Annotated in this window: 17 protein-coding genes and 1 pseudogene; 12 read left to right on the top strand and 6 right to left on the bottom strand. The window is 67.5% G+C overall.

Features of this window, described 5'->3' with window-relative positions; genetic code table 11:
* The 5 genes and pseudogenes from ACOJUJ_RS08430 to ACOJUJ_RS08410 all read right to left on the bottom strand — a co-directional run.
* Positions 1-1,155: pseudogene (locus ACOJUJ_RS08430) on the bottom strand (hypothetical protein); the annotation flags it as partial.
* 95 nt (positions 1,156-1,250) lie between these two features.
* On the bottom strand, positions 1,251-1,757 hold the full coding sequence (locus ACOJUJ_RS08425) for a hypothetical protein (RefSeq protein ID WP_420126420.1): 507 nt from the start codon (positions 1,755-1,757) through the stop codon (positions 1,251-1,253).
* Positions 1,747-2,388 carry a hypothetical protein gene (locus ACOJUJ_RS08420; protein ID WP_420126419.1) on the bottom strand — a complete coding sequence of 214 codons (642 nt, stop codon included), beginning with the start codon at positions 2,386-2,388 and terminating at the stop codon, positions 1,747-1,749. Before ACOJUJ_RS08420 ends, ACOJUJ_RS08425 begins: the two co-directional genes overlap by 11 nt.
* Positions 2,389-2,474: 86 nt before the next feature.
* Positions 2,475-3,623 carry a hypothetical protein gene (locus ACOJUJ_RS08415; protein ID WP_420126418.1) on the bottom strand — a complete coding sequence of 383 codons (1,149 nt, stop codon included), beginning with the start codon at positions 3,621-3,623 and terminating at the stop codon, positions 2,475-2,477.
* A 941-nt stretch (positions 3,624-4,564) separates the two neighbouring features.
* On the bottom strand, positions 4,565-5,908 hold the full coding sequence (locus ACOJUJ_RS08410; RefSeq protein ID WP_420126417.1) for a hypothetical protein: 1,344 nt from the start codon (positions 5,906-5,908) through the stop codon (positions 4,565-4,567).
* A gap of 741 nt (positions 5,909-6,649) precedes the next feature.
* Between ACOJUJ_RS08410 and ACOJUJ_RS08405 the strand changes: the two genes are divergently transcribed.
* From ACOJUJ_RS08405 to trxB, 12 genes are all read left to right on the top strand, one after another.
* Positions 6,650-7,123: a plasmid mobilization protein gene (locus tag ACOJUJ_RS08405; RefSeq protein ID WP_420126416.1), complete on the top strand. Its 474-nt coding sequence runs from the start codon at positions 6,650-6,652 to the stop codon at positions 7,121-7,123.
* On the top strand, positions 7,120-8,928 hold the full coding sequence (locus ACOJUJ_RS08400; RefSeq protein WP_420126415.1) for a relaxase/mobilization nuclease domain-containing protein: 1,809 nt from the start codon (positions 7,120-7,122) through the stop codon (positions 8,926-8,928). Before ACOJUJ_RS08405 ends, ACOJUJ_RS08400 begins: the two co-directional genes overlap by 4 nt.
* Positions 8,929-9,884: 956 nt before the next feature.
* Positions 9,885-10,310 (top strand): hypothetical protein, encoded by a 426-nt coding sequence (locus ACOJUJ_RS08395; protein WP_420126414.1) that lies wholly within the window; start codon positions 9,885-9,887, stop codon positions 10,308-10,310.
* Between the two features lie 101 nt (positions 10,311-10,411).
* Positions 10,412-11,710 carry a hypothetical protein gene (locus ACOJUJ_RS08390; protein ID WP_420126413.1) on the top strand — a complete coding sequence of 433 codons (1,299 nt, stop codon included), beginning with the start codon at positions 10,412-10,414 and terminating at the stop codon, positions 11,708-11,710.
* A gap of 153 nt (positions 11,711-11,863) precedes the next feature.
* Positions 11,864-12,277, top strand: a complete 414-nt coding sequence (tnpA, locus tag ACOJUJ_RS08385) for an IS200/IS605 family transposase (protein ID WP_420126412.1) — start codon at positions 11,864-11,866, stop codon at positions 12,275-12,277.
* A 140-nt stretch (positions 12,278-12,417) separates the two neighbouring features.
* On the top strand, positions 12,418-13,515 hold the full coding sequence (locus ACOJUJ_RS08380; protein WP_420126411.1) for an ATP-binding protein: 1,098 nt from the start codon (positions 12,418-12,420) through the stop codon (positions 13,513-13,515).
* Between the two features lie 611 nt (positions 13,516-14,126).
* The gene (locus tag ACOJUJ_RS08375) at positions 14,127-14,726 is read left to right on the top strand and encodes a hypothetical protein (RefSeq protein WP_420126410.1); all 600 of its coding nucleotides are present in this window, start codon (positions 14,127-14,129) and stop codon (positions 14,724-14,726) included.
* 373 nt (positions 14,727-15,099) lie between these two features.
* Positions 15,100-17,136 (top strand): ABC transporter ATP-binding protein, encoded by a 2,037-nt coding sequence (locus ACOJUJ_RS08370; RefSeq protein ID WP_420126409.1) that lies wholly within the window; start codon positions 15,100-15,102, stop codon positions 17,134-17,136.
* Positions 17,126-17,581 carry a hypothetical protein gene (locus ACOJUJ_RS08365; RefSeq protein ID WP_420126408.1) on the top strand — a complete coding sequence of 152 codons (456 nt, stop codon included), beginning with the start codon at positions 17,126-17,128 and terminating at the stop codon, positions 17,579-17,581. The genes ACOJUJ_RS08370 and ACOJUJ_RS08365 overlap by 11 nt, the downstream gene beginning before the upstream one ends.
* Positions 17,578-18,210, top strand: a complete 633-nt coding sequence (locus ACOJUJ_RS08360) for a hypothetical protein (protein ID WP_420126407.1) — start codon at positions 17,578-17,580, stop codon at positions 18,208-18,210. Before ACOJUJ_RS08365 ends, ACOJUJ_RS08360 begins: the two co-directional genes overlap by 4 nt.
* 116 nt (positions 18,211-18,326) lie before the next feature.
* Positions 18,327-18,515, top strand: a complete 189-nt coding sequence (locus tag ACOJUJ_RS08355; RefSeq protein ID WP_420126406.1) for a hypothetical protein — start codon at positions 18,327-18,329, stop codon at positions 18,513-18,515.
* Between the two features lie 114 nt (positions 18,516-18,629).
* Positions 18,630-19,664: a thioredoxin-disulfide reductase gene (gene trxB, locus ACOJUJ_RS08350; protein WP_420126405.1), complete on the top strand. Its 1,035-nt coding sequence runs from the start codon at positions 18,630-18,632 to the stop codon at positions 19,662-19,664.
* Positions 19,665-20,031: 367 nt separating this feature from the next.
* On the opposite strand, the gene ACOJUJ_RS08345 is transcribed toward trxB, so the two are convergent.
* Positions 20,032-20,592 (bottom strand): IS630 family transposase, encoded by a 561-nt coding sequence (locus tag ACOJUJ_RS08345; RefSeq protein WP_420126404.1) that lies wholly within the window; start codon positions 20,590-20,592, stop codon positions 20,032-20,034.
* Between the last annotated feature and the right edge of the window lie 172 nt (positions 20,593-20,764).

Raw genomic sequence — 20,764 nt, 5'->3', positions numbered from 1 at the left:
ATGGATGGATGGCTGGATGGATGGATGGATGGATGGATGGATGGATGGATGGATGGATGGATGGATGGATGGATGGATGGATGGATGGATGGATGGATGGATGGATGGATGGATGGATGGATGGATGGATGGATGGATGGATGGATGGATGGCGGAGTGTTCTTTTTGGCGTGCCTCAAAAACCGAAAGTCCGCGCCAAAAATCGGAACGGCGGACTCGGGGGGGACAAGCCCCCCGCTCGCCCGCCGTGGTGGACACCCGCTTTAGCTCCCCCTCCAGCACTCCCCGCAGGTACGCGTCCAGCGCCGTGCCCGCCCCTACGGCCTCACGCCAGCCGTCCCCCGCCAGATCATCCAGCAGAAGGCCCAGCGCAGCGCCTACGGCGTACGCCCGCCACTTGGACGGGCGCCCGCCGACGAGCGCGCGTTGTCGCTCCGCAAGCCCCTGCCGGACACGCGTCCGCGCGTGTTCGCGGCCCGCCCCGATGGCGTAGGCCGCGCAGAGCTTCCCCACGTAGTCCGCCGTCCCTTCCGTCTGTTCCTCCCATCGCTCCACCGCCTGCGCGTCCGGCGCCAGCGCCGCACGCCGCGCGCGTAGGTCGAGGTAGCCCCGCAGCACCGCCCGCACCGAATCCCGCGACGGCGCCACCAGCGCCGCCGCAAGCGCCTGCCGTTCGGCTTCGGCTAGCGCCTCGTACGCTTCCGGCGAGCCCTCCAGAGGCACCGGGGCCACGTTGCTGCCGAATCCTGGCCGCGCCCCCGGAACGTTTGTGAAGTGCTCCCACTGGTGCGCGTGGAAACCTTCATGATACAGCATCTCCAGCACGATTTCGGCGGACGGATGGTAGGCCGGTGTTACCGCCAGCGTTGCGCCGCCCAGCCGGAACCACACGTCCACCCCGCCGAACCCGTCCGGGTAGCCCCGGCGCGCGTGCAGCGCACCCCGGAGCTCGGGCGCGAGCCACCGCCCCCGCACCGCATCGTACGGGGGCGGTGGCGGCCCTGCCGGGGCGTAGACGAAAATCGTGCTGTCCGCCTGTCGCGTGAAACCGAACGGCTTGCCCGCGTGCCAGTACCCCGGCCACACCCCCGCGCACGCGTCCGCGCTCCGCACGGCCATCCCCGCCGCCGCCGCGACTGCCGAATCCGGCGCCACGTACGGCCTCCCCTGTGCGTGCGCCGCCCCCGCCCCTATGGCACCTGCGAGAAGGAGAACGCCAGACGCGCAGGCAATCCGGCGTAGGCGGTACGTCAAGGGTCCAGCTTGCCCAGCAGGGCGGCAACGGCTCTGCTCACGTCCGCCACCAGCGATACCCCAGCGGAGCCATCGCCCGTGGCCGGGGGCGGGGTCAGCCCTGTCACGTCCCCCCGCGTTACCACGAACGCGACACCATCCCGCGTCAGGTGCACGCCCACGTTCTGCCCCTCGTTCCCGTCGATCTGCACCGACACGGAATCCATCAGCTTCCGTGTCCGGTCCACCACCTGGACGAGGTAGGTTCCCGGCTCCCGCTGGACGACTCGCGCCGCCTCCATCGACGTGGCAACGCTGCCGTTCGGCACGGGGGCGGCGTACACCGTCTCTTTGCCGACCCGCAATTCCACGTCGATGGGCTGTCCCGCGCGATTCCAGACCAGCAGCTGCACCGTGCCCGTCTGCGTGCCCTGCGGCGCACGTTGGGCTTGCACCGGCGCCGACGCCAGCAGACCGGCCAGCACCAGCCACAGCCCGCCCGCCCCCACTCGCTTATTTCGCATCGTCGTTGTTCTCCCCTGTCGCGAAGAAGTGTTTCAGCACCCCGAGCCACGGCGGCAGCGGTTGACCCGCCGCCCCGTACCCGCTTTCAAGGTCCTGCACCAGCACGCCGCCGATCCGCTCGCGTTCAGAGTCCGGCAGGGCGTGCACAAGGAAATCCACCGCCTGACGTGCCGTGTCCGCAGTTATCTCGCTGTCCGACACGTCTTGGATCCCGGCGAACGTCTCCGTCAGCCGCCGGAACCACTCCCCGCCCGGCAGCAGGCGCGCGACCTGGCGCACCGCCGCGCGGAACTCGGCAGGCACGTCTACGGCGGCCCCCGTCGCGAGCACCAGCACCGTTGCGTATCGCCCGAACTCCGTCCGGTGCGCGTCAACGTCATTACCCGGCGGAAGGTCCCGCCCCGGCCACCCCGTCACCATCTCCGCGAGATCGGACGCCATCGACCGGAACACTTCCTGTAGCTCCGACTGCGCGAACGTCAGGAGCGCCCCGTATTCGTCGTCTGCCCGCTCCCGCTCCGGGTGCCGCTCTGCCCACCGCTGCACCACCCGCACGGCGTCCCACCCGCTTTCTACCTGATCCATTGCCGCCGCCAGCAGGGCACGCGCGTCTTCGTCGTCGATCCACACCACCCGTTCCCGCGCATCCAGCCATGCGGGGCCGTAGATCGTGGCGGATGGCTCCTCTCCTTCCGCCGGGGCGCGGTCTGGCGTGCTCACGATGCCCTGTCCATCCGGGAGGCTTCGCCGTCCGGCCACAAGGCCGCTATGCGCTCCGCGACAGCCGGAAACTCCGCCTGCGGCGCGAGGCCCAGCACGGCCCGCCGGGCCGCCCTGAACGCGCGCAGGTCGCACCCGATCCGCGCCGCGTACGCGAGGTCCACCGCCGCCGCGCACCGCACCGCGTCCGGTAGCTCCCGGTTCCCCAGCAGCACCCACGCGGCCCGCCACGCCATGCTCCCGCTGCGCGGGCGCCCCGGCGCTGCCTGCGCCCGCGCCGTCAGCGCGAACGCCGCCAGTTGCCCGCCGAGGTCCAGCGTCAGCAGCGCCGGGACGAGGCGCCGGAGCGCCCCGCCTGCACGGCCTGATTCGTCCACGTCCGTCCAGAACCGCGCGAGGTCCAGAAGGAGGTTCCAAGCCCCGGCGGTTTCACCGTCGAAGGACCGTTGCGCGCTCAACGCGAACTGCGCCGCGCTCCCTTCCTCGCCCTTCTGGCGGGCAAGACGAAAGAGAGCGTGCGCGGCGCGCATCTGCGCGCTACGCTCGCCGTGGCGACGACCCGCCCGCATCGCGAGCCGGTAGAACCGTTCGGCCGGGAGCAGCTTGCCACGGCGCTCGCCCACCGCGCCCAACTCCACCAGCGCGGACGAGTACGCCGACCAGTTCCGCTCCCGGCGCGCAACCGCCAGTGCACGCCGCATCCATGTGTCCGCGCGTGCGATCTGGCCCGCTTCCAGCGCGCACACACCCACGAACAACGCAGCATCGCCGGACAGCGGCGCCGCCGCCGCGCCCGCCTGGGCGAACGCAACCGCCGTGTGTGGCAGGCCCGCACCCCGCGCCCACGCGGCGACTTCACCGCAGCAGAGCATCACGATTTCTGCGTCCGCACGGTCCGGCTCCCCTAGCAGCCCATGCAGCGTATCCACCGGCGCGGCCAGCCTGCCCGGTAGCTCCACCGCCGTAACCAGCCGCAGCCGCGCGCCCGCCGTCCCGTCCGCGAACAGGCCCGCGCGCGATTCCTCCGGCGTGATCGCCCACAACGCCACGTCCCGCACCGTCCGCCACAGCAGCAGCCCGAGGTCTCCCGGCGATTCCTCTAGGATGCGCTCTCCGTCAAGCCGTTCGCCTAGATCGCGCTCCATCGCGGGAGGGACGCACCACCTGCGCGGGATGCCGCGCCGCCGATCCTTGCCCCTGGGCATTAGTTGCCGCTCCCGAACATCCACGTGGAACCCACGCGGATCATCCTGTACTGCCGTTCCGCGTTATACCGGAGCATTTCCTCAGTGGACGGGTTTGCGGACCGCCCGACCGGCTGCGCTCCGTCCGATGCCCCGCACGGCGGTGCCGGGCTCCCCGGCGGGAGCTGGCTTGGCGCGCTCATCAGTTTCCGCTACCGAACATGTAGCCCGGAGTCGGCGGGTAGCCGTAACGGTAGTTCTCGTAGTCCGGAGGGCCCGAATGCAGGCGAAAGCCCGGTTCCCTGTTGTCGCCTTCCTTCGGTTGCGCGGCCGAATCAGTGGCGGATTTGGGACCGGGGTGATCCTCCACCTCATGACGCTGCGGAGGCTCCAGATTGGTTGATGGCGCGGCTGAGTGGGTGTGCATGCGAGTTCCGCCTTTGGTCGGGGTGTGTGCAACGCGAACACCCCGAGCATATCCGAAGGCGGAAAGGGAGAGTTAGAAGGCGGTTTGTCCGGGCAGTGTGTGTCTCCGACTGACGCGTATCATAGTGCCTATTTGTGGCGAGATTTGTGGTGGTGGTTTCTGGCGGGTCAGGTATGAGCCGGTTACCTTTGGATGGTCCGTGTTGGTCTTTCGCGAACCCGTTGAGGGAGCCCACATCCATGAAAACCATCCGCGCCCGTATCGCCGTTGCTATCACAACCGCGCTAGTTCTCGCCGCATGCGGTGAGAGCCCCACAACTCTCACGGCTCCCGAGACGCAGCCCTCGTTCGACGGCGGCGGATTGACATTCGGGGGAGGGAACAGGTCGGATACCACGACCACAATGACAACGACCGCGACCCAAGACGGGGACGCGGCCGTTGACGGCGGCGGTTTGACGTTCGGCGGGGGCAACTAAAGCTTTGCCCGCTCCCGATCAGCAGCGTTAACGGGTTGCGCATTGGCTCCGGTTCCCCGCCGGTCCGGAGCCAACCAGCGCCGCAGCCGAAATGAGAACATTCTTTCGATCAACTCCACCGCGTACGGACAAGCCTCAGCGTTTTCCCGTTCCGCCGGGACGCGTGCAGCGATCTCCCCCCGAAGTTCCGATGCGAACTGTTCGACCACAGCGTCTTTGAGCATGCGCGCGCCTTGTTCCGCGCGAGAGGCGTAGTCGGCCGCTGCTTCCCACTCGCCAGCGGATTGCAATGCATAGCCCAACTGGAGGTAACAAGCGTGCGCATACTCGGGGTGCGTTCTGGCGGTGTCTAGCGCGTGTTGCGCCATCACACGGAACTGGTCAAACCGCCCAGCCCCTGCTGCCGCTCGTGCCATAGTGCTTTGCAACAGCACGCGTTCTTCCGGTTTCGTTATGGCAGGGGCGAGCTTTTCCAGCAGAGCCAGGGCCGCAGAGAAATAGCGGTTGCGGATCAGTAGGAACGCGTAATCATGTGCTAGGTACGGGACCCGGCGGTCATAGATCGGATAGAGGTTCAGCGTCTCACGAACTGCCTCCAGCCCATCCTCGAACGTGCCCTTCTCAGCTTCTAGCGCAAAGATGTAATGGCGGGCAACAGCGGCCTGCCGCCGCCTGCCCGTATTGACCGCGCGACGACTGGCACGCTCATACAGCAGCCGAGCGAGCTCATGCTGACCCAAATTCTTGTACACGGCTCCGCGTCCAATAAGGGCGCGGATTGCTTCATGGCGGTTCTTCGACCGAACGGCGAGCCGCAATCCCCGTTGGTACCAGACGCCCGCACGTTCGTAGTGATTACAACGGCGACAGGCCCACCCCGCATCATTCGCGTACGCCGGATTCTCGGGAACCAAGTACGCGGCTGCCTCAGCGAAATGCGCAGCCGTACCAATGAGCGACTCGCCCTCAGCCCATCCCCATACAGCGTAGCACGCGGCGCCTAACTCACTGGCTAGAACCGTTCCCGGCGTGGTGCGCAGTTGCAGAAAGATTCGGAGAGCCGGTGCCAGCGCCGGAGCCGCACGCATGGCGCGGAGCAGCCGCGCGCGAACCTTGTGTGTTCGTGGCCCAAACAGGCCATTCCGCTGGGTTCGATCGGTCCAGTGCTGGACGTCGCGCAGCACCATCCATAAGCCCGTGCAAACATCTTCCAGCCGGTCTTCGTATGGATCGGCCAGAATCTCCCAACCGTCCAGAGAAACGCCGTCGCCGCCGCCGCGTCGAGAACGCGGGGCAAGCGGAATCGCTCGCGGGCGTGCTGCGGTAAGGGCTGGTGCCACTGTGTTTGCCCCGTATGAATCGGATAGTGTCTCCCCACAATCAGACAAAATACGCGATACATCTGGACCGCGCTATACCGGAGAGTAGACAAAATAGCCGGAGCGCCCGCACGCTTGATTGCCCTGTGAGAACCTGAACCGCGAATGCAGGATACGTATGGTGCTAGCACCATACACGGCCCCGCCCGCCCGGCTGGCGCCGGTCGGGGGATGGGGAGGCTTCGCGCTACGCGCTCAACCCCCTGCGCACGGAAGCCGCACAGCAGGCGCACAGCCGGAGAGCCGGAGAGCCGGAGAGCCGGGGGAAAACAACGGGCCGGGAAAGCGCGTTCCGCGCTTCCCCGGCCCGTTTTCGTGTGGCCCTTTAGGGACTGCCGCGCGTGCGCGCGCGCGGCAGTCCGGGGAGGGCCACAAACCCCGATTTCGCGTGCCGAGTTTTCGCGAATTTCCGGACGGCAAGAAGTACCCTTCGCGCGTCCCGAAATAGCGGATTGCGCGTGCCATTCAACCCACCCGGCACCGGGGTTTTTCCCGTGCCGAGAAATCCGGGAATTTCGCGTGCCGCGAAATCCCGCCGTCGTCTCCTCACCCCCCCAGCGGGGTACCACCCTACGCAGGCACCGGGCTTAGGCCCGGTGAAAACCGGGAGCGAGCAATGGGGAAAGGTGCCTTTTTCCTCGCTTCGCTCGGGGCACCTTTCCCCTGCTCGCTTTTCGCTGCGCTCAAAGGAACGGCAACACCGTGGCACGCCCCCGCCGCACCATCCGCAAGCCAACGCGCTGGACCCCTGACGAGTGGGCCCGCATCGAGGAGCACGCGCGCAAGCGCGGCGTGCCGCCGCTGCGCTACGTGCGCGAGGCGGCGCTAGGCGCGCCGCCCGCGCCCAAGCGCTACCACCGCGACGAACTTACCCGGCAGCTTGGCCGGGTGCTGAACAACCTGCGGCAGCTTCACGCCGTCGCCGTGGACGATTGGGCCGACGGTGCCGCCGCTCGCATCCAGCGGACGATCAGCGTCACCGAGGCGGCGATCCGCTCCGCCCCCGCGCCGGGCACCACAGCCGCGGAGGCCGTGCAGGTGATCGTCGTCGCCGGTCGCGCGCTCAACGACCTGACGCACGGCGCCCACGCCGACGAGGACGAGCTACCGCCGGACTCGGAAGTGTTCCCCGCGCTGGAAGCGGTGGAGGCCTCGTTTCGCTGGATCTTCCGGTGATCGGGAAGGCGCTCCCGTTCGGTAAGGGCTTTATCGGCCTCGTGCGATACTCGGTGTACGGGAATGCCGGGGAGGAGCTTGGCCGCGTTGAGTGGGTGGAGAGCCGCAACCTGCCGACCGAGGACCCCGAGACGGCCGCGCGCCTGATGGCGGCGTATGCGCGCCAGTCAGTGCGGACGCAGCGCCCCGTCTATCACCTCGTAATCAGCGCCGATCCCGGCGACCCGGTGGACCGCGCCAGCATGAGCCGCGTTGCGGACACGGTGCTGCGCGAGCTGGGGCTGTCAGAGCATCAAGTGCTCATCATCGCCCACAACGACACGGCGCACCCGCACATGCACCTTGTGGTCAACCGGGTGCACCCGGAGACGCACCGGGCGTGGGAGAACTCCTTTGACTGGCCGAAGATCGAGAAGGCTCTACGCGCCGAGGAGGTGGCGCTAGGCTGGCGCGTGGTGCCGGGCAAGCATGCGCCGGTCCCCGGCCAAGAGCCCGCGCCCGCACTGGAGCGCGGAGACGCCGCGTTCCTGCGGATAGTGCAGGAGCGCGGCGGGCCCGTGCTCGGGCGCGCGTCCACCTGGGCGGAGTTGGAGGAGGGGCTAGAGGCTGTCGGGCTTCACCTGCGCATCAAGGGCGGCGGGTTCACCATCCACGACGGGCGGCAGGAGGTGAAGGCGTCCGACGTGGACCGCCTGTTCTCGCGCGGGAACATGGAGGAGCGGCTAGGCAGGCTGTCCGACTACCGGCGTACGCGTTCCGCCGTCCCGGCGGCGCGGCCTGCCCGCGAACCGGAGCCACCCGCGCCCCCGCGCCGCGAGGAAGTCCGGCCGGAGCCCGCATCGCTGGGGCCGGTGCTTAGCCCCACCGGCGGCGGCGGCCCGGCGCCGGAACCTGATCAGGATGCGGAGCCGGAGCCGACCGTTGCACGCGTGCAACCGCCGGAACCGGCACAGCCGGTCCCGGCGCCGCTTCCGATGCCCACGCCGGAAAGGCCGGCGCCCCGGCGGCCGCCGCGCGAGCCCGCGAAGGAACCGCCGGCGCCGCCCGCTCCCCAGCCGGAGCCCGAGCCCGTGCCGGAGTACCTGCGCCCTCTGGTGGAGGCGATCCGCAGGGGCGGCGCCGTGGAGGCCGAGGCCGAGCGGCTTGACGGGATCATTGCAGCGGCCAGCACCGCGCAGGCGAATGCCAAAGACCTGGGCGAACGGGCAAGGCGGGCGGAATCAGCCTTGAAAGAACTCGCCGCAGCCGTGCGGCCGGTGTACGCCGATCCTTCGGCCGCCGTCCGCCAGATGCGGCAGTTCCGCAAGACGCACACAAACTACGAACTGCACACCGCGTTGCGGGAAGCGCCGGAACAGTTCGGAGAGTTGAAAACGAAGACCGTTTATCCGTGGTGGGGAGTGGGCCTTGTGCCCCGGCCCGACTGGACAGAGGCGCGCGACAAGGCACCCGGCATCGCCGCGCCGCTGGACGAGTTCATTACCGCCTATCCCCCCCGGCCGAAGCCCCAAGAGGTGGAGGCCGCCAAGGCGGAAGCGGACAACCTGCGTGGGCCGGGGCAGAAGGCGCAGACGGCGCGGCTGAAGTTGCCGCAGTCGTTCACGTACGAGGGCGAGGTTTCCAAGCTCATGCGTCCGCTGGCCTTCGCGCTGGGTCCGTACGAACTGGATCGCCAGCTATGGCCCTTGCTGGAGGGCAACCGTCACGCGCACGACCTAGCGCGCCGGGTGCTCAGTGGCATCGAGAAGGCGTTGAGGCGCGAGCGGGACCGGGAGCGGGATCGGGGTCCGGGGATGGACTTCTAGTCCGTGCCGCACGCGCCGCGTGCAGGCGCCGCGATTCCTCGACGAGCGCCCGTATGCGCTCTACCGTCGCGCGGAGCTCTTGCCGGAGCAGGGTCAAGCGCAGATGCGCATCGTCTACTGGATATACCATGCGCCGCACGTGTAGCAGGCCGGGTGCCGTCAGCCGCTACAGCCACGCCCCGGATTCGTTGTCCTGTGTTTATCCAAGGACGAACAACGGTGAGGGCGTGCCCCCCGCAATAGCGGGGGTCGGGCTTCGCGCGCAGTAGGGCGACAAACAACGTCGCCCAACTGCGCCGGGCCACCCCGGCGGATCGGTTGCGCGCTCGACCTGCAGCGCGCGTCGGCCGCTTTCCCACCGAGCGCCCCGCCGGGCTGTCCCGGCCCTGCGGGCGCGAATCCCTCACGCAAAAGCGCCCGGCGGGGGCGGCTTGGGGTATCACGCTTACGCACCTGTGTCAGCGTAACCCCAGCAACAACCCCCGCTTGTCCAACCGTCGCGCCGCACCGGCCGCCCTCCTGCCTGCCCCCTTCGCCCGCTGCGCGGGCGGAGGCGCCGGGCTACGGGAAACGTTGAAAGTCCCTGCGCCCGGCGCCCAACGGCAGGCCCGGTGCACGGGTGATGGTTCGTGCCTCATCACTGACTTGACGGGCTGCGCCCGTCGAAACGGTTTCCGGCATCCGGTCCGCCGTCTCTCTCTCGCCATGCACCGTTGCACGCGTGCAACGGGCCCCGGTGGTTACGCTCGCTTAGGCTCGCTATCGCCTGCGCTCGCAAGCTCGCTACGGCGGGTAGGACGCCTGCGGCGGGCGTTTGTGGGGGGCAGGGCCCCCCACACCCCCACCGTTTCGCGCGGCAGGTGTGAGCGGGGCCGGGCTACGGCCCGCTCCGGCGGCCTGCCGTGCGCGGGCGGGGCGCGGTCCGCCGGTCCGCTCCGGCGGAGGGAGGCGCGCCGATGATCCAGATTACCCCCGCACTCCCCGCACTCCCCGCAGCCGAGCGCGCCGCGCTGTGGCGCGCGCACGCCGAAATCCTGCGCGGCTATGGCGCCGACCACATTGCCGCCGTGCTGGAGGCGTGCGCCGCGCAGCTCGACGCCGACGAGCGCGCCCGCCCGCACTCCGTTGTCACGCTGGATCGCGCGGTGCAGCTAACCGGATTCACGCGCGGCCACCTGCGGCGCCTGTGCAAGTCCGGCAAGCTGCCCAACGTAGGCACCGAGGCCGCGCCCGCCTTCCGCCTGGCCGACCTGCCGCGCAAGCCCGGCGCCGCCCCCGAGGCGGAAAGCGATACGCCGCAATACGGCGATACAAACACCGCTAAATCACCATTGCAGATTGCGCGCGCAATCGTCCAAGGGGGCAGCAATGGCGCCAAATAAATCGCGAAATACGCAATACAAGACTATTGCGCAACCTGCAATAACCTGCTATATTAAGTATGTGGGTTGCGCGCGCCATCGCTCTCCAAGGAGCTAGGACGATGGCGCAGAAGATCAAGAAGGACCAGCCGAAGATGTGGAGCTACCGCGCGGGTAAGAAGGGCAAAAACCGCGTCCGCGTCTATGAAGAATGGCCCGGTGGCCCGCTCCTGCTTGAAGTGCCGGAGCCGGTATTTGACAAACAGGGTTTGCCAGTCATTGACCCCGCCACGGGCAAGCAGAAGACGCGGCGCGGGCGGGTGAGCTTGACGGCTGCCGGGTTTACGACCCGCTTGGCAGCGATCAAGCGGGCCGAAGAGGTGGCCGAGCAACTTGCCGTAGCCGCTACGGGGCCCCTTACGGGGTCCACGAAGGCAACGGGGCCCCTCACCCTTGGGAAGCTGCTCGACCTGTACTTTGCCGAGGCCGTACCGGCAAAGAAGGCCGACACGCAGAAGCAGAACGACACCGACCGGCGCATGTTCCTTGCTCACTTCGGCCGCAACGCCATCGTTGAGCGGATCGGACCAGACGCGCGCCCGGTTACGGAAATGGGCCGCGTGCGCTACAACGAGTTTATCCGCGCGCGCAAGGAGGGAACCATCCCCGGTTTCCCCTTGAAAGCCAAGGGACAGACGATCCGCAACGATATCCGCTTCTTGCGAGCCGTCTTCACTTGGGCGAAAGTAGAGCGCGACGACGGAAGCGTACTCTTGCTCCGGAACCCTTGGGAAGGCTTCCCACTGCCCCCAGCAGACACGCCGGTGCGGCAGGAGATGACAACGGCCCTGCACGGGCTCCTTACCAAGCACGCGGGAAACTGGCGCATGGCCGCCGTGCTGGACCTGTGCCGGGAGACGCGCCGCCGCATGAACAGCGTGCGTCAGCTCGCGCTTGCGGACATCGACCTTGCCGCAGGACTGGTGCAGTGGCAGGGTGAGCACGACAAGGTAGGCAGGACGCGCGTAACGCCACTCTCAGGGCGCGCGGTGGAGATCATCGAGCTTGCCCTAGCCAACCGCCGCGAAGAAGGCCTAGAGGCCTCTCCGTGGCTCATCCCGGCGGAGAACGACACCACGCGGCCCGTGCCGCGCAGCCGCTTGGACAACTGGATGCGGGCCACCAAGAAGGCGCGCGGACTGAACATCCCGCGCCTTGGTTACCACGGAGAGAAGCGCGCAGGCATCCGGGACCCCAAGTTTCGCAAGCTGGACCCGGCCGTGCAGGAGGAGCTAGCAGGCACTACGTGGGAGACGATGCGCCGCGTGTACGACTACGTAGACGTTCCCACGCTCCGCGCCGCTGTCGCGTCGCTGGAGGGCGGCACCAAGCGCCGCAAGAAGGCCAGCGGAACGGCCTGAAAGGCGCGAAATCGGGCAACTGACAGTAGGAACTGACAGCGAGCCGAAAGCGAGACGCTAAGTGCTTGTAAACACGCTGCTTACGCAGGGGTTACGGAATCCCCCACAAACTGCGTGGGGCTTCAACGACAAACCTCAACCGCACAAAGCATCATGCGACATCCGTGGACGCAGTTGTACGTGCACCTCGTCTGGTCCACCTGGAAGCGCGCGCCGCTCCTCACGCGGGAGATCCAGCCGCGAGTCTACAGCGTGCTCCAACACCAGGCGTCGAAACTGGGAGCGGACGTGATCGCGATCGGCGGGATCGAGGATCACGTGCACGTGCTGCTCCGGTATCCTCCGAAAATCGCCCTGTCCGATCTGGTGCAGCGCATGAAGGGCGCGTCATCGCATTTCGTCACGCACGTGATGCGCTCTCCGGACGCGTTCAAGTGGCAGGGCGGATACGGCGCGTTCACCCTGACCAAACGCGCCGTGCCTTGGGTCCGCGATTACGTGCTCAACCAGGAGAGGCACCATCGCGAGGGCTCGCTCTACCGCGATCTGGAGAGAACGGAAACGTAGTTGAAGCCTCACCCCTGAACGGCGCTGTTTGCCGTTCAGGGGTGAGGCTTTCCGCTGTTGTTGCGGCGACTTCAGTCGCTCCCGCAGGCGGCTGGCTGATGACTTTGCCGCCCTCGCGCCTCCGCCCCTATCTTCCATCCATGCCTACCGCCCCCACCCCCCACCCGCCCCACCCCCCCGGCCGCGTCCCGCGGCTGGTGCAGTGGCTGCTGCGGGTGCCGCTGTTCTACAAGATCCTGCTGGCCAACGCCGCGCTGGTGCTGGTGGGCACCATCCTGGGCAGCTTCGTGACCGCCGACTATGTGCGGCGGCACCCGGCCGCGTCCACGCTGGACCTGGTGGGGGTGATGGCGGGCGCGGGGATCGTGGTGACCGTGCTGGTGAACGCGCTCATCCTGCGGCTGGCGCTGCACCCGCTGGACGCGCTGGAGCGCACCGCCGCCCGCGTGCGCCGCGGCGACCTGGACGCGCGCGTGCCGCTGTCGCCGCTGGCCGACCGCGAGCTGGACCGGCTCACGCGCACCTTCAACGGCATGCTCGACTCCGCCGCCGCCAACCGCGAGCGCCTGCGCGAGGTCGCCGCCACCGCCCTCAACGCCGCCGAAGAAGAGCGCAAGCGCATCGCCCGCGAGCTGCACGACGAAACCGCGCAGCTGCTGGCCGCGCTCCTCATCCGCATCCGCGTGGTAAAGAACGCCAGCGACTCCGAGGCCGTCGCCGGGCCGCTGGAAGACATGCGCCGCGAGATCGGCCACGCCCTGGACGGCGTGCGCCGCTTTGCCCGCGGACTGCGCCCGCCCGCGCTGGATGAGCTGGGGCTGATCCCCGCCATCGAGTCGCACGTGCGCTCCACCCGCGAGATCACCGAGATCCACCTGTCGCTGGACGCCGAGGAGGGGCCGGACGGAGACCTGCCGCCCGAGGCGTCGCTGGCCGTCTACCGCATCGTGCAGGAGGCGCTCTCCAACGTGCTGCGCCACTCCGCCGCCAACCGCGCCGCCGTGCGCGTCGTCCGCGAGCCCGACCGCCTGGTGGTGACCGTGGAGGACGACGGCCGCGGCTTCAACGTGCCGGAAGTGCGCGCGGCGGGCCGCGGCCTGGGGCTGTTCGGGATGGGCGAGCGCGCCGCGTACCTGGGCGGCCACGTGGACGTGCAGAGCGCCCCCGGCACCGGCACCCGCGTCCGCGCCGAGATCCCTCTGGGCGACGGCGCGGTGCCGGTGGAGGGCGCGCACTAACGCGCCTGCGGCTACGGTGCAGGGCGGATGGAGCCGCGGCTGGAACGGAGACGCCGCAAATCCCGCCGGGCCACAGGCGCTCGCTCGAGCTTACATCTCGAACGCCCTTTGTGTTCGGGCGGTGGCGCATTGATCACGCGCCGCCAACAAAGGAGTCACAGCGAACCGTGTCCGCAATCCAGTGTGTGAGCCCGCTGTTTTCTCCGCAGCCACGCGGTCCTGCTGGATGAGGAGCGCGCATTGCCTGCCGCTTGCGGGGAGCGGGCGAATCCCTGTCCCCCGCAGTCTGTGGAGCTTTAAAGTCGTTGCAACGCGTTCCACACACCCTGGGCTAAGTAGATGATTTCCTGTGACTTGAGCTATCTCCTCTCGCGCGACTCGCGCCCTCAAGACCCCTCCAGCGCGAGCCGGAGGTGACGCCACCTGAGTGCGGAACGCCCTGCACCCGCTGGCCAAGCGTAGCCCGTTGCGTCACGCGTCGGCGGACAAGGAATCGTAACTCCCTATTCCTTGACACCGTCCGGCGTAACAGTTATTCTCAGTGCGGCGGGAAACGTTCGCCCGCCACTCCCCCTCCTCGTTTCTGTTCCCCCTGGTCCCGGAGACCCGCGATGCGTCGTGTATTCCCCCTCTTCGTCCTTACCCTGACGCCGTTCCTCGCAAACTGTGCCGACTCGCCGACGCCGGTAGCCCCCGCGAGCGCCGCGCACTCGGAAGGGCACATGTCCATGGAAGGGCATGAGTTCACGGAGGCCGACTGGCTCACGGACCAGCCCTGGTGGACGCCCAACGACATGATCGCGCTTGCGGACGAGGAAGAAGAGATGTCGGTGCAGGCCACGGCCGCATCTGCGCAGCCGGTGGTGATGGTGTTCGGCAGGAGGGACCCCAGTCCGGATGCCCCTCCCGGGCTTTTCAAGGCCGTCATCCGCCCGCATGCCGTAACCATCCCGGTGGGCGGAAAGGTGACCTTCACGGGGACCATGATCCACCGGGTGGGGATCTACGCCCCTGGTACGAAGCCCCAGGACATTCCGGACGCCAATCCGGGGCCGTTTGTGCTTTACCCCGTGAACCGGCTGTTCCTGCAGCAGGTCCCGAACCCGGGATTCACGCTGACGTTCTTGAAGCCTGGCAAGTACCTGGTGCTGTGCGTCATCAAGAACCACCTCTTCACCGACAAGCAGTGGGGCTGGATCCACGTAGAGTAGGTGGCAGGCCACAGCGAACGGACGAGCCCCGCCCCGGTACGCCTGGGCGGGGCTCGTCCGTCTTCCGGGACGGACGTTCAGCCACGATCGGCCCACCCCGCTTGATCCGGGGTGGGCCGGATCGTTGTTGCCGCGTAAGATGCGGCGTGTAGTGGGCCAGGACGGGGCCCGCGAATACGCGCTTCCGCAAGCGGGAGAGCGTATCATTGCTGCACGGCCCTGGCCTTTTCACATCAGGATCACACGCAGCCCCGCGTGGTTTGCTGGCCTTCGCGCTTCCCTGGCCGCGGGTTCACCCACCCGAGACAATTCCGGCCATCAATCTTTGTTCGCGGTTGGTGGAGTCTCGCCGCGTGGTTAGATTTACGGCACCATGACCTCACACGTGCAATCCTCCGATCCCGCGCCGGCCCAGCCCCTGGCAGATCGTCCCGAACCCGTCGCCGCGGCCGACGCCCCGCCCGCCGAGCCCCCGAAGCCCGCGCTCCGCGAGAAGCTGAAGGTGGGCGAGCTGCGCCAGCTGGTGCCGCGGCTGCGGCCGCACCGCGGCAAGCTTGCCGTCGCCACCGTCATGCTGCTGGCCAGCAGCGCCGCGGGGCTGGTGTTTCCGCGCGTCGTCGGCGAGCTGATGGACTCGGCGTTCCTGGACCGCAGCATGGCCCAGCTGGACCGCACCGCCCTCTTTCTGCTGGGGCTGTTCGCGGTGCAGGCGCTGCTCAACTTTACGCAGGCGTACCTGCTCAGCATGGCCGGCGAGCGCATCATCGCGCAGCTGCGGATGGACCTGTTCGACCGCCTGCTCAGCCTGCCCCCCGCCTTTTTCGCCGACCGCCGCACGGGCGAGCTCACCAGCCGCCTGGGCACGGACGTCAGCATGCTGCAGGGCGTGCTCACCATGCACACCACCGAGCTCTGCCGGCAGCTGCTGATGCTGATCGGTGCGCTGGTCATGCTCACCCTCACCCACGTCTACCTTACCCTGGTGACGATGGTGGTGGTGCCGGTGGTGGTGGGCTCCGCCTTCTACTTCGGAAAGAAGCTGCGCAAGGCGTCGCAGGGGGTAATGGACCAGGTGGCCGAGGCCAGCGCCATCGCCGAAGAAGCGTTCGCGCAGATCCGCGTGGTGCAGAGCTTCGTTCGCGAGCCGCACGAGCGCACGCGCTACGGCGACCGCATCCGCGAGGCCGTGAAGGTCGCGCTGCGGCGCGCGGTCACGCGGGGGATCTTCTTCAGCGCCATCGGCTTCGTAAGCCTCAGCGCGTCGGTGCTGGTGCTGTGGATCGGCGGGCGGATGGTGGTCCAGGGGGAGCTGACCGCCGGCACGCTGGTGTCGTTCATCCTCTACAGCGCCATGGCGGCCAACTCCGTCGGCGCGCTGGGCGGGCTGTGGAGCGCGTACCAGGAGGCCGTGGGCGCCGCGGGCCGCGTGTTCGAGCTGCTGCGCAGCCGTCCCAACCTGCGCGATCCGGATGCGCCGGCCACGCTCCCCCGCCCCGTCCGCGGCGCCGTGGCCTTCGACGACGTGTGGTTCCGCTACGAGCCCGCGGACGAGCTGCCCAAGCTGGACTTCCCCCAGCAGTGGGGCGAGCTCAAGCGCGAGGAGCCCGTGAAGCCGCCCGCTACCCCGGACTGGACGCTGCGTGGCATCTCCTTCCGCATCCACCCGGGTGAGACGGTGGCGCTGGTGGGCCCCTCCGGCGCGGGAAAGACGACCATCGCCGCCCTCATCCCGCGCTTCTGGGACGCGCAGCAGGGACGCGTGTCGCTGGACGGCATCGACGTGCGCGACCTGCGGCTGGCGGACCTGCGCGACGCCGTGGGCCTGGTGCCGCAGGAAACGCTGCTGTTCAGCGGCACCGTGCGCGAGAACATCGCGTATGGCCGCCCCGACGCGCCGCAGGAGGACGTGGTCGCCGCCGCCCGCGCCGCGCACGCGCACGAGTTCGTGCAGCTGCTGTCTGAGGGGTACGACACCAAAGTGGGCGAGCGCGGCATCAAGCTTAGCGGCGGGCAGCGGCAGCGCATCGCCCTGGCGCGCGCGATTTTGAAAGATCCCTCCGTGCTGGTGCTGGACGAGGCCACCAGCAGCCTGGACGCCGAGAGCGAGGCGCTGATCGAGGATGCGCTGAACGGTCTGCTGGCCAACCGCACCACGCTCATCATCGCCCACCGCCTGTCCACCGTGCGCCGCGCTGACCGGCTGCTGGTGCTGGACGCGGGCACAATCGTGGAGACCGGCACCCACGCCGAGCTGATGGCGAGCGGCGGCCTGTACGCGCGCCTCTACGCCCGCCAGTTCCGCGAGCACGACCGCGACGACACCGGCCCCCTCCTCGCCGACGTTCCCGAGCCGGAGCCGTTGGATCGCGGGAGCGAGGATACGTCGTTGCGGATGGAGCATGCTATCTAGCCGCAACGAGCAGGGTCTTAGCCAGGCGCAGATTCAGACGTGCATTGAGGCGTGGATCGCCCTGGGCGGAAATGCGGCCTGCGCGCTGGACACCTCGGTGGCTGAACAAAGCGGATCGCGAACTGCGTTCTATGAAGAGCGCAATGCTGTAGCACTGGGTGCGGACGTCTATCCGTCACATCGGGTGACGTTCGGGAACAGCGCACGCTCACGGATGTCCGTACTCGCGTGCCTCGCTCATGAACTTGCGCACGCTCACCGCTTCAACAGAGGATACATTCGTCCTTTCGACCGGATGAGCTATCTTATCGAAGAAGCGCAAGCAAGCCTGGACGCATCCTTCGAGTTGATTCTGGATTCACAGGATCGTCTGGATCTCGTGGAAGATGCACACGACCAGACCGCGGCATGGCTGAAGCTCTTTACGGAGGATGTGGAACGATGAAAGTCCAGCCGACGGGGATCATTTTTGTTGCGGAATGCGACATCCAGAGTGACAGGTGCACAGCGCGGACGTCGAGCCCGATCACGGCGGTATGGACGACGCCAGGACGTGAACAGGTGAACGTCTGTAGAGCATGCCTTGAAGAGATGGTGCGTGCGGGAGAATGGGAGATCACCGGCGCGCGCGTTTCGCCACGTGCGGATCTGGCACTTGTATCTCCGGGTGGCTCGCCCCTCCTGATTGTAGAGATCAAGCGCAGGCCAGGTGTGATTCGGGATCCCCGGGCATGGGCAGCTCGCATCCATCGTAACCTGCTGCTACATGGTGCGTTACAGCCCACTTCGCACTTCTTGTTGGCGGCTGTTCCGGGACCGTTTTACTTGTGGCTCGCACGGGACTTTATCAATCCGGGCACACCAGCGGATGCCGAGATCCAACCCGACGCGCGTACGGCCGAGCGGCTCGCAAGCTTGTTGGAAAGTGATGCCCGGCCGGTCCACTTCGAACATGTGGTCGCGGATTGGCTCACGGAGTCGGTACAGCATCTTTCGGAACATGATTGGCTTAACGAGATCGGCAGAGATGCTGAACTTGATCGCGCTGTTGTACAAACAGAGTACGCGATGTGAAACGGTCGGAGAACCAGTCTTAAGACGCTTCAACCACGATGGAGCGGGTACGACTCTATAGCTGATGAACTTCATTGGCACCACAAATCGTCTGTGGTGTGCGCTTTTGGAGAACGATGGGTTCCGTCAAGCAAACCGTCGCATCGCTGCTGCAGCGTCTTCCGGAAGACTGCTCACTGGAGGACATCCAGCACCACCTCTACGTGATCGAGAAGGTGCGTGGCGGATTGGAACGAGCTGACGCCGAGGGCGCCATCGAGCAGGACGAGGCAGAGGCGCGGCTGGCGAAGTGGATCATCGAGTAATCTGACAACTTCCCGCGGCGCCGTGTAGCACGCCGGCGCTGATCCGGTGTATATTCCCGCGCGCAAACGTTCCCTGCCCTGGCGGGCAGATCGTACCTACCTGGAGATCTACGAATGTCGCAGGACGGTCAGGCGGAAACGCTGGTGATCATCGGCTCGGGACCCGCCGCGTGGACGGCGGCGGTGTACGCCTCGCGCGCCAACCTGGACCCGCTGGTGATCGAAGGCGAGCCCTCGCGCGACATGATCCCCGGCGGGCAGCTCATGTACACCACTGACATCGAGAACTTTCCGGGCTTTCCGGAGGGGGTGGACGGACAGGAGCTGATGCAGAAGATGAAGGCGCAGGCCGAACGCTTCGGCACGCGGACGATGATGGAGAACGTCGCTTCGGTCGACTTCTCCACCTACCCGCTCGTGCTGCGCCCGTCGTACAGCGACGAGATCCGCGCCAGGGCGGTGATCGTGGCCACCGGCGCGCGGGCCAACTGGCTGGGGCTAGACAACGAGATTCGCCTGGCGCAGCACGGCGGCGGCGTGAGCGCCTGCGCGGTGTGCGACGGCGCGCTGCCGGCGTTCCGCGGCAAGGTGCTGGCCGTCGTGGGCGGCGGCGACACGGCGATGGAAGAGGCCAACTACCTCACCAAGTTCGCCGGCGAGGTGGTCATCATCCACCGCCGCGACGCGTTCCGCGCCAGCCGCATCATGGCCGAGCGCACCCTGGCGAATCCCAAAATCCGCGTCGAGTGGAACTCGCAGGTGGTGGAGGTGCTGGGCGAAGACTACATCACCGGCCTGCGGCTGCAGGACACGGTGACGGGCGAAGAGCGCGAGATGGAGGTGGGCGGCCTGTTCGTCGCCATTGGCCACACGCCCAACACGGCGTTCCTCAAGGGGCAGATCGAGCTTACGCCGCACGGCTACTTGGTGGCGCCGCAGGCGTGGCGCACCGCCACCAGCGTTCCCGGTGTGTTCGCCGCCGGCGACGTGATGGACGACTACTACCGCCAGGCCATCACCGCCGCCGGCACCGGCTGCATGGCCGCGCTGGAGGCCGAGCGCTGGCTCGCCCACCACGGCGTCGCCGAAGCCGAGCCGCCGGTGCTGGAGACCGCGGAAAGCTCCATCGGGCAGGAGCAGATGGCGTAAGGGGTACGAAGGTACGAGAGTACGAAGGTACGAGAGTACGAAGGTACGAAGGTACGAAGGTACCAAAGTACGGTTGTTGAGAAGCCGCGGCTCCCATGTGGATCCGCGGCTTGTTCGCGTCTGCCAGCGACCCGACCCAGCCAACTACCGCGCCCCATCCAAAGCGCGATTGGGTTCTCCCCTCTCCGTGAGGAACGAACGGGGAGGGGCCGGGGGAGGGGCACCCCATCTGCCGCCAGTGCGATGCATTTCGCCGATCCGCGACCCATCCCCCACACCCAACCTCCCCCGGCAGTTTCGGGGGAGGTGGGCCGGTGGTGCCGGCCCGGAGGGGGCGCCGCGGACGCAGTTCTACCATTTCTCTAAATTAAATGTGCAGATATTCTGCGGAGGTAGGAATAGCCGGTGATCGAAGCCAGGATCTCTGGTGTGTATTCGCAATGACCCTCGTTACGTCGTCTTTCAGCGCTTGCAGCCCTGCGGGCAGGCCGATCAGTAGACGTTTGCGCACGTCCTGCCAGACCCGCTCGATGGGATTGAGCTCGGGACAGTAAGGCGGCAGCCGGAAGAGCACCACGTTGTCGGGGATGACGAGCGAGCCGGCGATGTGCGCGGGAGCACCGTCGATCACGAGCACATTCATGCTTTCGCGGTTGGCACGGGCGAACTCGTTGATGAACACCTGGAAGCAATCCGAATCCAGTGCCGGCATCTCAAGGAAGAACGACTCCCCGGTCGCTGGCTCGGTCGCACCGAACAACCAGAAGTACTTGTAGCGGGGCAGGATCAGTTGGTGAGGCTTCACCCCCGGCGCGGTGATGAAGCGGCGCGTGACGGCTTCGTGCAGGCCAAAGCGGGCTTCGTCCTGGACGAAGAGCCGCACGGGGAGCCAGGAGAAGGCAACGACTGCGTTGACAAAGCGGGTCAAGAGCTGAGGGAAGCAGGCGGCGTCACTGTCGTTTTTTTCTAGCGTAGCAGAAGTGACCGGAGTAAACTAGAGGTCGAGCGCAGGCCAGCTAGCAAAGCTCTCGACTTGGAGGGGTGGATGGCTAGACGGAGCTCACGGCCATCAGCGACGCGGGAAGAGTCGCTGGAGCCCG

Source organism: Longimicrobium sp. (assembly GCF_048594345.1).
In the GTDB taxonomy this organism is placed as follows: Bacteria; Gemmatimonadota; Gemmatimonadetes; order Longimicrobiales; family Longimicrobiaceae; genus Longimicrobium.
Note: the sequence above shows the minus strand (reverse complement) of the source record. Positions and strands in the feature narration are given on the sequence as shown.

Coding starts and splice junctions, on each gene's coding strand:
- ACOJUJ_RS08370 (WP_420126409.1), top strand. CDS start 15,100: ATGACCTCACACGTGCAATCCTCCGATCCCGCGCCGGCCCAGCCCCTG.
- ACOJUJ_RS08375 (WP_420126410.1), top strand. CDS start 14,127: ATGCGTCGTGTATTCCCCCTCTTCGTCCTTACCCTGACGCCGTTCCTC.
- ACOJUJ_RS08395 (WP_420126414.1), top strand. CDS start 9,885: ATGATCCAGATTACCCCCGCACTCCCCGCACTCCCCGCAGCCGAGCGC.
- tnpA (WP_420126412.1), top strand. CDS start 11,864: ATGCGACATCCGTGGACGCAGTTGTACGTGCACCTCGTCTGGTCCACC.
- ACOJUJ_RS08365 (WP_420126408.1), top strand. CDS start 17,126: ATGCTATCTAGCCGCAACGAGCAGGGTCTTAGCCAGGCGCAGATTCAG.
- ACOJUJ_RS08425 (WP_420126420.1), bottom strand. CDS start 1,757: ATGCGAAATAAGCGAGTGGGGGCGGGCGGGCTGTGGCTGGTGCTGGCC.
- ACOJUJ_RS08355 (WP_420126406.1), top strand. CDS start 18,327: ATGGGTTCCGTCAAGCAAACCGTCGCATCGCTGCTGCAGCGTCTTCCG.
- ACOJUJ_RS08415 (WP_420126418.1), bottom strand. CDS start 3,623: ATGGAGCGCGATCTAGGCGAACGGCTTGACGGAGAGCGCATCCTAGAG.
- ACOJUJ_RS08390 (WP_420126413.1), top strand. CDS start 10,412: ATGGCGCAGAAGATCAAGAAGGACCAGCCGAAGATGTGGAGCTACCGC.
- ACOJUJ_RS08380 (WP_420126411.1), top strand. CDS start 12,418: ATGCCTACCGCCCCCACCCCCCACCCGCCCCACCCCCCCGGCCGCGTC.
- trxB (WP_420126405.1), top strand. CDS start 18,630: ATGTCGCAGGACGGTCAGGCGGAAACGCTGGTGATCATCGGCTCGGGA.
- ACOJUJ_RS08360 (WP_420126407.1), top strand. CDS start 17,578: ATGAAAGTCCAGCCGACGGGGATCATTTTTGTTGCGGAATGCGACATC.